This is a genomic window from Pseudolabrys taiwanensis (assembly GCF_003367395.1).
Classification (GTDB): Bacteria; Pseudomonadota; Alphaproteobacteria; order Rhizobiales; family Xanthobacteraceae; genus Pseudolabrys; species Pseudolabrys taiwanensis.
Genome location: NZ_CP031417.1, coordinates 1,031,913 through 1,047,304 on the forward strand (window position 1 = coordinate 1,031,913; position 15,392 = coordinate 1,047,304).

General features: G+C 65.4%; 14 protein-coding genes. 10 read left to right on the plus strand and 4 right to left on the minus strand.

Annotated features, from left to right (window positions below; all coding sequences use genetic code 11):
• Positions 1-50 precede the first annotated feature (50 nt).
• The 4 genes from DW352_RS04890 to DW352_RS04905 all read left to right on the plus strand — a co-directional run bounded on the left by DW352_RS04890 (position 51) and on the right by DW352_RS04905 (position 3,836).
• Positions 51-1,058: an ABC transporter permease gene (locus DW352_RS04890; RefSeq protein ID WP_115689054.1), complete on the plus strand. Its 1,008-nt coding sequence runs from the start codon at positions 51-53 to the stop codon at positions 1,056-1,058.
• Positions 1,051-1,950 (plus strand): ABC transporter permease, encoded by a 900-nt coding sequence (locus DW352_RS04895; protein ID WP_115689056.1) that lies wholly within the window; start codon positions 1,051-1,053, stop codon positions 1,948-1,950. Before DW352_RS04890 ends, DW352_RS04895 begins: the two co-directional genes overlap by 8 nt.
• A complete protein-coding gene (locus DW352_RS04900) occupies positions 1,947-2,825 on the plus strand; it encodes an ABC transporter ATP-binding protein (protein ID WP_115689058.1) in 879 nt (292 codons plus the stop codon). The genes DW352_RS04895 and DW352_RS04900 overlap by 4 nt, the downstream gene beginning before the upstream one ends.
• Before the next feature lie 183 nt (positions 2,826-3,008).
• Positions 3,009-3,836, plus strand: coding sequence for an ATP-binding cassette domain-containing protein (locus tag DW352_RS04905; protein WP_115689060.1), 828 nt, complete (start codon positions 3,009-3,011; stop codon positions 3,834-3,836).
• 111 nt (positions 3,837-3,947) lie between these two features.
• Here the strand turns inward: DW352_RS04905 and DW352_RS04910 are convergent, their stop codons facing one another.
• The 3 genes from DW352_RS04910 to DW352_RS04920 all read right to left on the minus strand — a co-directional run bounded on the left by DW352_RS04910 (position 3,948) and on the right by DW352_RS04920 (position 6,962).
• On the minus strand, positions 3,948-4,721 hold the full coding sequence (locus tag DW352_RS04910) for an HpcH/HpaI aldolase family protein (RefSeq protein WP_115689061.1): 774 nt from the start codon (positions 4,719-4,721) through the stop codon (positions 3,948-3,950).
• A gap of 23 nt (positions 4,722-4,744) precedes the next feature.
• Positions 4,745-5,464, minus strand: coding sequence for a GntR family transcriptional regulator (locus DW352_RS04915; RefSeq protein ID WP_115689063.1), 720 nt, complete (start codon positions 5,462-5,464; stop codon positions 4,745-4,747).
• Positions 5,465-5,552: 88 nt separating this feature from the next.
• Complete coding sequence (locus tag DW352_RS04920; protein ID WP_115689065.1) at positions 5,553-6,962, minus strand: FAD-binding oxidoreductase; 1,410 nt, start codon at positions 6,960-6,962, stop codon at positions 5,553-5,555.
• 136 nt (positions 6,963-7,098) lie between these two features.
• Between DW352_RS04920 and DW352_RS04925 the strand changes: the two genes are divergently transcribed.
• From DW352_RS04925 to DW352_RS04950, 6 genes are all read left to right on the plus strand, one after another.
• Positions 7,099-7,785: a hypothetical protein gene (locus DW352_RS04925; protein ID WP_115689067.1), complete on the plus strand. Its 687-nt coding sequence runs from the start codon at positions 7,099-7,101 to the stop codon at positions 7,783-7,785.
• 183 nt (positions 7,786-7,968) lie between these two features.
• Positions 7,969-9,504: an ABC transporter substrate-binding protein gene (locus DW352_RS04930; protein ID WP_115689069.1), complete on the plus strand. Its 1,536-nt coding sequence runs from the start codon at positions 7,969-7,971 to the stop codon at positions 9,502-9,504.
• 104 nt (positions 9,505-9,608) lie between these two features.
• Complete coding sequence (locus DW352_RS04935; RefSeq protein ID WP_115689071.1) at positions 9,609-10,625, plus strand: ABC transporter permease; 1,017 nt, start codon at positions 9,609-9,611, stop codon at positions 10,623-10,625.
• A complete protein-coding gene (locus tag DW352_RS04940; RefSeq protein ID WP_115689073.1) occupies positions 10,625-11,482 on the plus strand; it encodes an ABC transporter permease in 858 nt (285 codons plus the stop codon). Before DW352_RS04935 ends, DW352_RS04940 begins: the two co-directional genes overlap by 1 nt.
• A 2-nt stretch (positions 11,483-11,484) precedes the next feature.
• A complete protein-coding gene (locus DW352_RS04945; RefSeq protein ID WP_210209932.1) occupies positions 11,485-13,356 on the plus strand; it encodes a dipeptide ABC transporter ATP-binding protein in 1,872 nt (623 codons plus the stop codon).
• Entirely contained in the window at positions 13,349-14,326 is a 978-nt protein-coding gene (locus DW352_RS04950; RefSeq protein ID WP_162826781.1) for an NADP-dependent oxidoreductase, read from the plus strand. Before DW352_RS04945 ends, DW352_RS04950 begins: the two co-directional genes overlap by 8 nt.
• Here the strand turns inward: DW352_RS04950 and DW352_RS04955 are convergent.
• Positions 14,277-15,365 carry an LLM class flavin-dependent oxidoreductase gene (locus tag DW352_RS04955; protein WP_115689077.1) on the minus strand — a complete coding sequence of 363 codons (1,089 nt, stop codon included), beginning with the start codon at positions 15,363-15,365 and terminating at the stop codon, positions 14,277-14,279. The genes DW352_RS04950 and DW352_RS04955 overlap by 50 nt on opposite strands.
• Positions 15,366-15,392: the final 27 nt, after the last annotated feature.

Below are 15,392 nucleotides of genomic sequence, written 5' to 3' on the forward strand. Positions count from 1 at the left end.
TGGGGCGATGTCTGTTGGATTCGGACCAGCCGCGACTTAGTTGCCTGTCAATGATCGCTTCGGTTCTGGCAAAGCGGGCCGTCATGGCCATCGTGACGCTTTTCGGCGTCGCGGTGGTCGTCTTCCTGTTGCTCCGTGTCGCGCCGGGCGATCCCGTCGCCATGATGATCGGAGCCGGTGCGAGCGCAGCCGATATCGCCGATCTGCGCGCGCGCTACGGGCTCGATCAACCGCTGCTGGTGCAGTTCGGCATCTGGCTCGCCGGCGTCGTGCGGGGCGACTTCGGCGTCTCGATCTCGCTGCGCCGCGACGTGCTCGAACTGCTGGCTGAGCGCCTGCCGGCGACGCTCGAGCTCGCCGGGCTTGCTTGCACCGTCGCGGTGCTGGTCGGCGGGGCGGTTGCCGTCGCCGGCACCTTGTTGCGACGGCGGACCGGGGAAGCCGTGCTCGACGGCGTCAACGGCCTGCTGCTGGCCGTGCCGGATTTCGTCTGGGCGCTCGCCTTCGTGTTGTTGCTCGGCGTCTTGTGGCCGGTGCTGCCTTTGTCCGGCCGCATGGATCCGGCGGTCAGCGGGCCGTTCGTCACGCGCTTTTATCTGACCGAGAGTGTGCTCACCGGCCGTTTCGCGCTCGCCGGCGATCTCATCGCGCACATGACCATGCCGGTGCTGGCCCTCGCATTGCCGCTCGCCGCGGTGATCGCCCGCATCCTCAAGGACGGTCTGAGCGAAGCCATGGTGCAGGACTACGTGCTGCTGGCGCGGGTGAAGGGCATGTCGGAACTGCGCCTCGTCGTCGGCGAGGCGCTGCGCAATGCGGTCGGGCCGACTTTGGCGCTGACCGGCGTGCAGTTCACCTTCTTGATCGGCGGCACCGTCATCGTCGAACGCATCTTCGCTTATCCGGGCATTGGCTCGATGGCGATCGATGCGGTGATCAACCGCGATCTGCCGCTCATTCAGGGGCTCGTGCTGGTGTTCGGCGCTTTGTTCATCCTGGTCAACCTCGCGGTCGATCTTGCGGTCGTTGGTCTGAACCCGCGGCTGCGCCATGGCTGATGTTGCTGGCACCACGCCGCGCGCCGACGCCGCGCCAAGCCGCCTGGCCAAGACCGTGCGTGCGTTGCTCGCGCAGCCCAAGGTCGTCTGGGGCGGCGGCTTTATCCTGTTTCTGATCGTATTGGCGTTCCTGGCGCCGTTCGTCGCGCCGCATGATCCGCTGGCGCAGGACCTCATGTCCGGCACCTTGCCGCCGATCGGTTTCGCCGAGCACGACGCGAGCTTCATTCTCGGCACCGACGATCTCGGCCGCGACGTGCTCTCGCGCCTGATCTACGGCACGCGCGTCGCGCTTACCGTCGCCTTCGTTGCGGCGATCCTCGCCGCCGTGGCCGGGACGCTGCTTGGCATGCTCGCCGGCTATTACGGCGGCGTCATCGACGCCATTGTCTCGCGTTTGATCGAGATCTGGATGGCGTTCCCGCCGGTGCTGCTGTCGATCCTGGTCGTCGCCATCATGGGCTCGGGCGTTACCTCCGTCATCGCCGCCATCGCCATCATCGACTGGACCCGCTTTGCCCGCGTGGTGCGCGCGGAGACCATGGCGCAGGCGCAGGCCGACTACGTCACCGCCGCGCGCACGCTCGGTTTCTCTCGGTTGGCGATCCTGTTTCGCGAGATACTGCCGAACGTCGCGCCGGTGCTGCTGGCGTTGCTGACCTTGGAGATGGGCATCGCCGTGATCGTCGAGGCGATCTTGTCCTTCGTCGGCCTGTCGGTGTCGTCGGACACGCCGACCTGGGGCGGCATGATCGCGCAAGGCCGGCAGATCATCTATCAGGCTTGGTGGGTATTCGCGGCGCCGCTGACGGCGCTGTTCCTGACCGTGCTTGCCTTCAATCAGCTCGGCGATGGCTTGCGCCGCGCGCTCGATCCGGTGATGCAGCGATGAGTACGCCGCTTCTAACCGTATCGCACCTGACCGCCGTCATCGGCGGCAAGCGCCACATGCCGGTGCTGCGCGACGTATCGCTCGAGATCGGCCGCGGCGAAGTGCATGGCCTGGTCGGCGAAAGCGGCGCCGGCAAGTCGACCATCGCCAAGGCCATTCTCGGCATCCTGCCGCACGGCATCCGCATCACCGGCGGCAGCATCGCGCTCGAGGGCGAAGACCTGCTCAAGCTCGACCCGGCGGCGCTCCGACGCAAGCTCGGGCCGGCGGTGTCGCTGATCCCGCAGGATCCGCTGACGGCGCTCAATCCCGGCCGCCGCATCGAGGCGCAACTCACCGACGGCCTGCGCTTGTGGAAGGGCATGAGCGCCAAGCAGGCGCATGAGCGCGCTTTGCAGTTGCTCGAAGAGGTGCAGATGCGCGAACCGGCGCGCGTCATGCGCAGCTTTCCGCACGAGCTGTCGGGCGGCATGCGCCAGCGCGTGCTCATCGCCGCGGCCTTCGCGCTCGAACCGAAGCTGGTGATCGCGGACGAACCGACCACCGCGCTCGACGTCACCGTGCAGAAGCAGATCCTGCGCCTCATCCGCAATATGCAGGAGCGGCACGGTACCGGCGTCGTCTTCGTCACGCACGATCTCGGCGTGGTGGCACAGATCTGCGATCGCGCAACCTTGCTCTACATGGGCAAAGTGATGGAGCAGGGCCTCGTGCGCGACCTGCTCGACCAGCCGCGGCACGCTTACACAAAGGCGCTGATGGCGGCTTGCCCCCGTTACGATGAGCCCGGACGCGGTCTCGCGCCGGTACCGGAAGCCGTGTTCGCCGCCTGCCGCGCGGAGATCGCCGCGTTCGATCGTGAGGTGCAGCCATGACGAGGAGCGCGCTTGCTTTCTCTGTCATTCCGGGGCGGACGCCGAAGCCCGCAGGGCGAAGGCGGACGAACCCGGAATCCAGTAACCCCTGTCTGCCCGTAACGAACGATCGCGGGTTACTGGATTCCGGCTCTCGCTCGCGATGCTCGCTCGGCCGGAATGACCATATCCAGGATGCCGCCCATGGCTGAAGGGCTGATCGATGCGCGCGGCGTTACGGTCGCCTACGAGCAACGCGGCATCTTCGGCAAGCGCCTGGAGCCGAAGCCCGTGCTGCACGGCGTCGATCTGACGATCGGCCGCGGCGAGACGGTCGGCATTGTCGGCGAGTCAGGCTCGGGCAAGACGACGCTCGGCCGCGCGCTGCTCGGGCTGGTGCGGCCGAGCAGCGGCTCGATCCATTTCGAGGGCCAGGAAATCACCGGTCTGTCGGAGGAGGCGATGCGGCCGCTGCGGCGGCGCATGCAGATGATCTTCCAGGACCCGATGTCCTCGCTCAATCCGCGGCGCACCATCCGAAGCATCCTCACCGGCCCCTTGCTGCTGCACGGCTTGGCGAAGAGCCGCACCGAGGCGGAGACGCGCGTGCGCGCGGTGCTCGACCGTGTCGGCCTGCCGCTCGCGGCGCTCGAGCGTTATCCGCATGAACTGTCCGGCGGTCAGCGCCAGCGTGTCGGTATTGCCCGCGCCGTCGTGCTCGAGCCGGACTTCGTGCTCGCCGACGAGATCGTGTCCGGGCTCGATGTATCGACGCAGGCGCAGGTTCTTCAGTTGCTCGGTCAGCTCAAGCGCGACCTGCATCTGTCGATGGCTTTCATCAGCCACGATCTGTCGGTCGTGCGCGCGGTCTGCGATCGCGTCTACGTGCTCGCGGGCGGCCGCGTGGTCGAGCAGGGCGCATGCGAGCGCGTCTTCGCGGCGCCGCAGGACGCCTACACGCGCACGCTCATCGACGCCATCCCGCTGCCGGTGATCGATCCGACGTGGTTGGAGCGGCGGCCCCAAAGCTGAGTCTGTTAGTTGTCCGCTCGTCCCCGCGAAAGCGGGGACCCAGCGATGAGGCGCATACTCGTCAAGTCGCGCTGAATTCCCGCTTGCGCGGGAATGAGCGGAGTTTGGCGCTCAGGTTTTGCCCGTACGGGACTTCGCCTTGGCTGGCGCGGCCTTGCGGAATTGCTGCACGGCGCTGCCGAAGCCGTGGATGATGACGTCGATGTCGCTCGCGACCGTCACGAGCGCATAGCCCTCGGCGGCGCGTTTCGCGGCCGCGTCGGCATTCATCGTATAGATCGCGCAGGCGATGCCGGCTTTCTGACAAGCCTTGAGCACACTGCGGCAGGCGCCGTCCGTGTCCGTCGTGCCGAGCGACAGCATCAGATCGCCGGTGCCGATCAGCACGAAATCGACGCCGGGCGTGGCCGCGATCTCCGCCGCTTTCTTCACGCCGCGCGCGGTCTCGATCATCACGCCGACGACGGTGCGCTCATTGGCGGCGACACAGTAATCGATGAAACCGGTCGCCAGCGGGCGCACGCCGCCGCCCGAGCGGTTGCCGTGCGGCGGAAAACGCGCGGCGGCTACAGCCTGCGCGGCTTCCTCGGCGCTTTCCACGAGCGGCACGATGACGCCCTCGGCACCGGCATCGAGCGCCTGGCCGATCGCGAGCGGCGCGTTCTCACCGACGCGCACCAGCGCCGGCGTGCCGGGCGCGACCGCACCGACAGCCTGTTCGAGCGTGGCGCGATCCCACAGGCCGTGCTGCATGTCGATCACGATCACGTCGGCGCGCGCCTGGCGCGACAGCTCGACGATCGTCGGCGAACCGACCGACATCCACAAAGCCGCGAGCGGCTGCCGGCCGAGGCGGCGGCGCAGAGGCGTCTCGTTGTCGGTCAAAATGGGATTCCTCGAGAAGGGCGTCAGGCGCCGGTCCGGCGCTCGTGCGCCAAATCCGGCTGCTGTCGTTTGGCGTGGCCGGTGAAGAAGCTGCGCTCGGCGTCGAGGATGAAGGCCATCATCAGCGCCTCCACCGCCGCGGCATCGCGGCGAATGAACGCGTTGACGATTTTCTCCAGCCCCTCGACCACGATGTCCTGTGTCTCCGGATCGTCCAGCGTGCCGAGCCGCACGATCTGAACCTGGTCGACAAAGCGCTGGATCGTCGCGGCCATGCGCCAGTTCGGCTCGGCCGCAAGCCAGGTGGCGCGGAACAGCCGATTGGCGGCGGCGAGTTCGTCGAAGTCGCGCACAGCATGCGCTTTCTTGGCGCGTGCGAGCGCTTCCCGCAGCGCCGCTTCGCTCTCCGCCGTCAGATTGCGCGCGGCGTTGGCGGCGGCGCGCGGCTCCAGCAGCTTGCGCACCTCGAAGATGTCCTTGATGTCCTTGAGCGACAAAGTCGGCAGCACGAAGCCGCGCGTGGTGCCGACGAGATAGCCTTCGTTCACCAGTTGCAGCAGCGCCTCGCGCACCGGCATGCGCGACACGCCGAGCTTGTTGGCGATGTCGACGTCGACCAGCCGATCCTCCGGTCCGATCTCGCCGTGCTGAAGCTGGGTGCGGATGGACTCGCGGATCTGCTCGCGGAGTGAGTTCGGCCGCAGGGGCAGGGGCGCGCGCCCGTCAAGAGTGTCGTCTGTCATTGCTAAACTGTCGATTGCGATTCAGGATATTGTATCCAGTATCACGGGCAAGCCAAGCCGGCGGCGGCATAGGCGCCATGCCCGGCTCCTAGAGCGTGAAAATCTTCCCTGGATTCATGATGTTATCGGGGTCGACCGCGCGCTTGACGGCGCGCATGAGGTCGAGCGCCTCGCCGTATTCGGCATCGAGATACGCCATCTTGCCCTGGCCGACGCCGTGCTCGCCGGTGCAGGTGCCATCCATGGCGATGGCCCGGTGCGCCAACGCCTTGGAGAAGGATTTGACCCGCTTCACCTCGTCGGCGTCGTCGCGGTCGAACAGCACCGCGACGTGGAAGTTGCCATCGCCGACGTGACCGACGATCGGCCCGAACAGATTGCGGCGGGCGAGATCGTCCTTGGTCTCGAGCACGCATTCGGCCAGCCGCGAGATCGGCACGCAGACATCGGTCGGCAGAACGTTCGCGCCGGGCTTGAGCACCATGCACGAAAAGGCGGCGTCATGGCGCGCCTGCCAGAGCTTGGTGCGTTCCTCCGGCTTGGTCGACCATTGGAAGTCGCGGCTGCCGTTGTCGCCGGCGATGGTTTGGAACAGCGCCACCTGTTCGTCGACGCCCGCCTGGCTGCCGTGAAATTCCACGAACAGAGTCGGCGCTTCTGTCAGCGTCAGCTTCGAATAGACATTGCAGGCCTTGATCTGCAACTCGTCGAGCAGTTCGACACGCGCGATCGGAATGCCGCTTTGGATCGCGGCAATAGCGGTGTCGCAGGCGCCTTGCAGCGTCTCGAACGGACAGACGGCGGCGGCAATGGTCTCGGGAATGCCGTGCAGTTTTAAGGTCACCTCGGTGATGATGCCGAGCGTGCCTTCCGAGCCGACGAGCAGGCGGGTGAGATCGTAGCCGGCGGCCGATTTGCGCGCGCGCCGCGCCGTGCGGACGATCCGGCCATCCGGCATCACCGCCGTCAGCGACAATACGTTCTCGCGCATCGTGCCGTAGCGCACCGCATTGGTGCCGGAGGCGCGCGTCGCGGCCATGCCGCCGATGGAGGCGTCGGCGCCCGGATCGATGGGAAAGAACAGGCCCTGATCGCGTAGATAGTCGTTGAGTTGCTTGCGCGTGACGCCGGCCTGTACCGTGCAGGACAGGTCGCCCGGAAACACGGCGAGAATTTCCTTCATCGGCGACAGGTCGATCGAAATGCCGCCATAGGGCGCATTGATCTGCCCTTCGAGCGAGGTGCCGGTGCCGAACGGGATGATCGGTATTTGATTTGCGGCGCACAGACGCACGATCTCCTGCACGTCTTCGGTCGTATGCGCGAAAACCACGGCATCGGGCAATTGCGGCCGATGCCAGGTGAAGGTGTTCGCGTGCTGCCGGCGCAGCGCCTCCGAGGTGGAGACGCGGTCGGGCCAGCGGGCTCGCAACGCTTCGATGACTTGGCCGACGGCGGCGAGGGGACTGGCGCCGGCGGGAACACTGCTTTCGTTCATGTCTTCACTCTCGACGATGCCATCGATCCATTGTCGCGCTTGACGCGACCGCGGCCGAGGACGAATATTTTAAGCATAAAGCATTGCGCGGGTCGATGGACGTTGCGCTTGAATGCGTCAAATGCGTGGGTGATCGATGAGCTGGGTCTATGAAATCACGTTGCAGGGCCCGTCCGGCGCGGGCGCTTCGTTGAGCGATTGGTTTGCGCGCGGCCCGCGCGGCGCCTTGGCGAAGCTGCCGGGTCTCGTCAGTCTCGACACCTATGTCGGATCGGGCGGCACCGCCGCCGATCCTTACAATAACGACGGCCATGGGCCGTCGATGATCATCGTCGCGGAGTTCGGCAGCCGTGCCGCACTCGCCGCGGCGATTGACGATATGGCCGGCGCAATCGGCACATTGCCCGCGGGCGTGTCGGCGACCGGCGCCGCCATGGAGCGGCTGTATTATCCCATAGCGGGCGGCACCGAACCGGCCCCGCTCGCGGCGCCATTGTCTTACGTGGTCCGGTATCGACGGCCGGCCGAGGACGAAGAGGCCTTCCGTGCGAACTATATCGCCACGCATCCGGTGACGCAGGGAGAACTGCCGAACATCCGCGCCATCATGTGTTATCTTCCGCTCGACGATCTCCGGCATCCGAGTGTGACCGATGCCGACTATCTGATTGGCAATGAAGTCGTGTTCGACAGCATTGAGCACTTGAATACCTCGATGCAGTCGCCGGTGCGTGAAGAGCTGCGGCGACATTACCGCGAGTTTCCGGCCTTCAGCGGCGCGGTGACTCATTTTGCGATGCAGCGGACGCGGCACGCTGGCTGAGTTTGCCCGCCCAAGAGGCGGCGCTTGCCCAAAATATCCCCCTCAAACGGCCGCTTGGCAGTTGCGGGCAAACTGTATCCATTTTAGGCTTCAAATAATTTCGGGTGCCCCGTCGCGTAACCGAGGGCATCGGCCGAATGGCATCGCGCAAGCGAGCGGGTGAGAACAGCGAGGGGAAAACTGATGACGATCGAGATCGAACGCCGGACAGTCCTGCAGATGTTGGCCGCGTCCATGGCCGGCGGCTCGGCCTTGTTGGACAGCGCGGTCGTTCTCGCGCAGACCGCCGATGCCGTGACCATCGGCTGGCCGAGCGACGTGCCGTCCTGGGATCCGAACCAGCGCTTCAGCCCCGACTCGCAGCCGATGTTCAAGCTGGTGTTCGATCAGCCGATCGATCAGGACACCAAGCTCAATCTCATTCCGAAGCTGGTGAAGAAGTGGGAGTTTTCCCCCGACGGTCTCTCGCTGGCCGTTGAACTGCGCGACGACGTCACGTTCCACAACGGCGACAAAATGACGGCGGAAGACTTCCGCTACACCTTCTTCGAACGCATCAAGGCGGGCCACGCTGTCGACACCAAGAACTCCTATCGCAAGGTGACCGACATTGTCGTCGAGTCGCCGACCAAGGCGACCATCAAGCTGTCCTCGCCGTCGCCGACCTTGCCCAACTGGATGGCCTTCCTCGGCAGCTACGTGGTGCCGAAGAAGTACATGGAAGAGGTGGGCGTCGAGAAATTCCGCGAAAAGCCGATCGGCACCGGCCCCTACAAACTGGTCGAATATCAGCTCAATGCGCGCATCGTGCTCGAGCGTAACGACAGCTACTGGGGCCCGAAGCCGAAGCTCAAGCGTGTAACCTTCGAGATCATCAAGGATCCGTCGGCCCGCGTCGCGGCCATCCAATCGGGGCAGGTCGATCTCACCATCAATGTGCCGGTGCGCGAAGTCTCGCGCCTGCAGCGAGAGCCGAACCTTGCCGGCGAGATCAACCCGATTACGCGCGTCATCCTTCTACAGTGCCGCAATGATCAGGGCTTTGCCGACGCGAATATCCGTCTGGCGGCGCATCATGCGATCGACAAGGCCGCGCTGTCGAAGGCGTTCTATGGCGGGGCCGCCGTCCCGGTATCGCTTCCCGTCTCGCCGGGCTCTTCCGGTGACATTCCGGGCTATAAATTCGCCTACGATCCGGAACTGGCCAAGCAACTGCTCGCCAAGTCGGGCTACAGCGTCGACAAGCCGGCCAAGCTCAAGCTCGGCACCACCAACGGCCACTTTCCGAGCGACTACGACGTCGCCCGCGCCATCCAGCAGATGTGGAAGAAGGTCGGCATCGACGCCGAGATCGAGACCATCGAATACGCCAAGTATTTCGAGCTCAATCGCGCCGCCAAGCTGCCGGATGTGACGCTGTATAGCTGGGACAACGCGTCGGGCGATCCGGAGATCTTCGCGGGCTTTCTGCTCAGCCCAACCATGCCGTTCTCGGCCTGGAAGGATCAGACGCTCGGCGCCACCATCAGCAAGTTGATGGCCACGACCGACGAAAAGGCGCGCATCGAAGGTTGGCGAGAGCTTGCCAAGACCGCGGTGGAAATGGGCGCCTCGATCCCGGTGCTGCAGACCGTGATCACCGTGGTGCGCAAGAAGAAGCTCTCCTACGAGAAATACGCCAACGGCTGGATTCTCGGCAGCACGATGAACTGGTCGTAAGACCATCGTTAGCCTCGCCGGATGGCGAGGACATTCAGGTCTCGGCCGCGCGCGGGCGCGGCCGGAAGAGGGGGCGCGACGGTCCCGATGAATAGGCTCCCCGGATGTTTTCTTCGATCGTCCCGTTGATCGGGCGGCGGCTAGCGGTCTCGGTCTTCATCCTGCTGATCGTGTCGCTGCTGTTGTTCCTGGTGCTGCATGTGCTGCCGGTCGATCCGGCGGCGATGTCGATGCCGCCAACAGCGACCATCGCGGAGATCGAGGCCAAGCGCCGCGAGATGGGGCTCGATCAGCCGCTGCCGCAGCAATATCTGATCTGGCTGTCGCAGGTCCTGCACGGCGATTTCGGCACCTCGATTCATTTCCGCCGTGGCGTGCTCGGCCTCGTGCTCGACACTTTGCCGGCGACGATCGAGCTGGCCGTGCTGTCGATGATCATCGCCTCGATCCTCGGCATCGTCGGCGGTCTCGTGTTGTTTCACGTGCGTGGCACGCGCAAGGAGCCGGCGCTGGATTTCGGTTCGATCTTCCTGCTGTCGATTCCGGAATTTCTCTGGAGCTTGTTCTTCATCCTGCTGTTCGGCGTTGCCTTGCAGGCGCTGCCGTTCACCGGTCGTATCGACCCGGACATGCGCATGCCGACGGGCACCGGCTTCCTGCTGTTCGATTCGCTCACCGCCGGCCGACCGGACGTCTTCTGGAGCGCGTTGCAGCACATGATCCTGCCGTGTTTCGCGCTCGGTATCGCCTTTTCGCCGACGATCATGCGCGTGTTGCGCTCGAGCCTGATCGACGTCTATCAGGAAGACTACATCCATCTCGCCCGCCTGCGCGGCCTGTCCGAGCGGCGCATTCTTGTGCGCCATGCGCTCAAGAACGCGATCCTGCCCACCTTGAGCCTGATGGGCGTGCAGTTCGGCTTCCTGTTCGGCGGCACGCTGCTTGTCGAAGTGATCTACTCCTATCCCGGCCTCGGCAACCTCATGGTCGATGCCGTGCGCAATGCCGACCTGCCGATCATCCAGGCGGTCGGGCTCGCTTACTGTCTCGTCGTGCTCATCATCAACACCGTGGTCGACACGTTCTATCTCGTGTTGAATCCGAAGCTGAGGATCCGGTGATGATGCACCTGCCGCCCTGGCTGCGTTCCGCCCGCGTCATCGCCGGCCTCGCGATCATCATCGTCATCTGCATTTGCGCGCTGTTCGCGCCGTATCTGGCGCCGCACGATCCCAACGACCAGGACTTGATCGCGACCTTGCTGCCGCCGGTGTGGACGGCGGGTGGGGATGCCGCGCATCTGCTCGGCACCGACAGTCTCGGCCGCGACGTGCTCTCGCGGCTCATCTATGGCGCGCGCGTCGCGATGACGGTCGCGGTCTTTGCGTCGTTTGGCGCCATGCTGCTCGGGGCCGTATTGGCCTACATCGCCGGTTATTTCGGCGGCCGCATCGACGCATTGATCAGCCGCGCGGTCGATGTCTGGATGTCGTTTCCACCGGTCGTGCTGTCGCTCATTCTCATGGTTGGCCTCGGCGTCGGCCTGCGCAATGTCATCCTCGCCATCATCGTGGTGGACTGGACGCGATTCTGCCGCGTGCTGCGCGCCGAGGTGATGGTCGTCGCCCGCCGCGATTACATATCCGCCGCGCGTCTTCTCGGCTTCTCGCATTGGCGCACGATCACGCGCGAGATTGTGCCGGCGACATTGCCGCTGCTGATCACGCTGGTCAGCCTGGAAATGGGCATCGCGGTGATCGTCGAGGCTATTCTTTCTTTCGTCGGCATGAGCGTATCGGCGGACACGCCCGCGTGGGGCCAAATGATCGCGGACTCGCGGCAATACATCTATGACAATCCCTGGAACCTCATCTTCCCGATCCTGGCCATTTTCTTCGCGGTGTTCGGCTTCAACATGCTCGGTGACGGCCTGCGCCGCACCCTCGACGTGCGCGTAACGGCGACGCAGCGGGTGTGACGATGGACATGTTGATCGCCAAAGACCTCGCCGTCAGCGCCGCCCTTCTGGGCGGCACCGTGCCGGTGATCCAGGAGCTGAACTTCTCGCTGCCGGCGGGGAAAATCCTCGGTCTCGTCGGCGAATCCGGCGCCGGCAAGTCGATGATCGGCCGCACCGTCGCGCAGCTTCTGCCGTCGGGCTTTGCGGTTTCGGGCGGCGAGCTGATGTTCGACGGCCAGGACCTCGTGCGCATGCCGGCCGAAAGCCGGCGCGAACTGCTCGGCCGTGAGATCGCCTTCGTGCCGCAGGAGCCGCTCTCCGGTCTCAACCCAGTGCTGACCATCGGCCAGCAGATCGACGAGCATCTGGCGCGGCTGAGGGTCGGCAGCCGCCGGCAGCGCCGCGCGCGCGCCATCGACATGCTCGCGGCGGTGCATCTGTCGCGGCCGGCGGAGCTGCTGGCCAAATATCCGCATCAGCTTTCGGGCGGCATGTGCCAGCGCGTGCTGATCGCCATGGCTTTCGCCAGCAAGCCGAAGCTGCTGATCGCCGATGAGCCGACCACCGCGCTCGATGTCACCATTCAGGCGCGCATCGTTCAGCTCATCGCCGAGATGCAGCAGAACGAGGGCACGAGCGTCGTCTTCATCACCCACGACCTGCGCCTCGCGGCGCAGATCTGCGATCACATCATGGTGCTCTATGCCGGGCGGCCGGTCGAATACGGTCCGGCCCGCGAAGTCTTTGCCAGGCCGGCGCACCCCTATACGCGCTGCCTGCAGCTTTCCAATCCGTCGATGAGCGGGGCCGGGCGCGGGCTCTATGCGTTGCCGGAGCGCATGCCAGGTTTGAGCACGCTCAAGGGCATCAATGGTTGTCTGTTCGCGCCGCGCTGTCCCGTCGTGATGGAGGCGTGCACGACGGCCCGGCCGCCTTATGTCGAAGCCGATAAGGGCCATCTCGCCGCCTGCCTGCGCAGCGAGACGACGCCGACCATTGCCGCGCCGGCTTTGGTCGATGTCGGCGCGCCGATGATGGGCGAGCCGCTCTTGAAGGCGGAGGGGTTGACCAAGATCTTCCGCACCTCCAGCGGTTTCTTCCGTCACAGCGACTTCGCCGCCGTCAAGGATGTCAGCTTCACGCTGCATCAGAACGAGTTCATCGGCATCGTCGGCGAAAGCGGTAGCGGCAAGAGCACGGTCGCGCGCATGATGTGCGGGCTCGAGATGCCGACGGCGGGTGCTCTCACGATCGCCGGCCGCGATGTGACCGACGGCAGCAAGGCCGCGCAGGCGCATCAGCGCGCCCATGTGCAGTTGGCATTTCAGGATCCTCAATCGGCGCTCAATCCGCGTCGCAAGGTGGCAAGCATCGTCACGCAGGCAATGGAGGCCGTGGGCGAGGGCGATTGGCAAGAGCGGCTGGCGCGCGCCGAAGCCTTGTTGTCCGAGATCGGCCTGCCGCCGGAAGCGGCGACCCGGTTTCCATCGCAGCTCTCGGGCGGGCAGAAGCAGCGCGTCAACATCGCCCGCGCGCTGTGCGTCGCGCCGAATATCCTGGTCGCGGACGAGATCGTGTCCGGTCTTGACGTCTCCGTCCAGGCACAACTGCTCAATCTGCTGCTGCGCCTGCGGCGCGAGCGGCACTTCTCGATGTTGTTCATCTCGCACGATCTGTCCGTCGTTCGCTATCTCTGCGATCGCGTGCTGGTGATGTATCGCGGTGAAGTGGTCGAGAGTGGTCCGACGGCGGAGGTGTTCGCCGATCCGCAGCATGCTTACACGCGCACGCTTCTGGCGGCGGTGCCGCCGGACGATCCCTCCGCAATCTGGAAGCCGCAACCCGTCGAGGGTGAGAGCACGCGGCAACAAGCAATGGCCGCCAATGCCTGACATTCTCGCGATCCAATTCTCCGACTACGGCTCGGCCGACGTGCTGCAGGCCAAGCGCATTCCGGCGCCGGTGCCGGCCGCCGGTGAGGTGTTGATCGATGTGTATGCCGGCAGCATCAACCCGATCGACTGGAAGATTCGGTCGGGCATGCTGAAAGGCGTGTTCCCCGCCAAGCTGCCGATGATCACCGGCCGCGACGGCGCGGGCGTCATCAGCGCCGTGGGCGAGGGTGTCGATCCGGCACGCGTCGGCGAGCGCATCTGTTTCCTCGCCGCGCGCGGCGTCGGTGCCTGGGCCGAGCAGATCGTCCTGCCGGCACCGCTGGCGGTGAAGATTCCGGACAGCCTGTCGTTCACGGACGCCGCCGCGTTGCCTCTGGCCGGCCTGAGCGCCTGGGCGGCGCTGGTCACGGCAGCCGGGATCGGTCCCGGCACGCGCGTGCTGATCCATGCGGCGGCCGGCGGCGTCGGCACCTTGGCGGTGCAGATCGCGCGGGCCCGCGGCGCCGAGGTGTTCGCCACGTGCTCGGCGCGCAACGCGGATTACGTGCGTGCGCTCGGGGCCAATGTCGTCATCCCTTACGACACCGAGAAATTCGAGAATCGCGTCTCAGGGTTGGACGTGGTGTTCGACACGATGGGCGGCGATGTGCACCGGCGCAGCTATGCCGTCCTGCGCAAGGGCGGCACATTGGTGTGCCTTTCGGCCGAACCCTATGAAGATCGCGGCACCGAATACGGCGTGTCGGTGAAGATGGCGCAGGTGCTGCCCGATCCTCAGGCGCTGGCGGCGTTGCTGGCGCTCGTCGAGGCGGGCCGGCTCAAGCCGGTCGTCGAGCACGTGTTGCCGTTCTCCGATTTCGCCGCGGCGCACCGCCTGTCGGAGCAGGGGCACGCGCGCGGCAAAACGGTGATCGCGATCAGGCCTGCCGCAACCCAGCCTCGCGCAACAGCGGCAGCACATGGCTGATGAAGTAGGGCAGTTCGTTCTTGTAGTTGACGAAGGACAGGGCCGTGCCGGCAAAGCCGACCTTGCTCATCTTCACCATTTCGGAGGCGATGTGCTCCGGCGTGCCGACCAGCGGATAGCCGCCCGCGCCGCCCGCGAAGCGCTTGCGGTGCAAACGGTAGGCCTCGGGCTCGTGCGAGCCGGAGAACTTCTCCTTCTGCCCCATGTAATGATCGACGCTTTCCGTGTCGGCCATCGTCACCGCGTAATGTTCGAAGTAGTCCTCGGCTTCCGCCTGGCTCGGCCGGCAGACGACCGAGCAGGTGGTGAACACGCCGACATCGCGGCCCGTCACGGCGGCGCGCTTCTTCATGTCATCGATGTGTTCGCGGCCTTTCTCGATCTCGACGAAGGTCGTGAACAGATAGTCGGCGGCCTTGGCGGCGAATTCGCGGCCCGGCGGGGAGAAGGCGGCGTTGAGCGTGATCGGCCGCGGCGTCTGGATCGGCGCCGGTTTGCCCGACACGGCCTTGAGCTTGTAGAACTGGCCGTCGTAATCGAACGGTTCAGGCGCGGTGTAGATCTTCTGGATGATCTCGAACCATTCGAGCCCCTGGTCGTAGCGGTTCTCGATCATCGGCAGGCCGAACATGCCGAATTCTTCAGGATTCCAGCCGCAGACGATGTTGAAGCCGGCGCGGCCGTTGGAGGCGTGATCGAGCGTGGTGAGCGCCTTCGCCGCGAACACAGGATGCACCATCGGCACGTGCACGGTCGCGAACAGTGCGATGTTCTGCGTGACGCCGGACAGGCCGGAGGCGAAGGAGAAGGTCTCGAACGCCCATTCGCGGCTGTTCATTTCACCGCCGAAGCCCTTCCAGCGCGCGATCGGCAGGATGAATTCGAGCCCGGCCTTGTCGGCCATCTGCGCGGCCGCGACGATATCGGGCCAGGTCGCCGGCCAGCGCTCCGGCACCTTGGTCAGCGCCAGGCCGCCGTCGCAATTCATCGAGAAGAGGCCGAGCTTGAATTTGTTCGGGCCGCGCATGGGATTGGTCATGGTCGTGATGCCTGTGCTGGTCGGGAG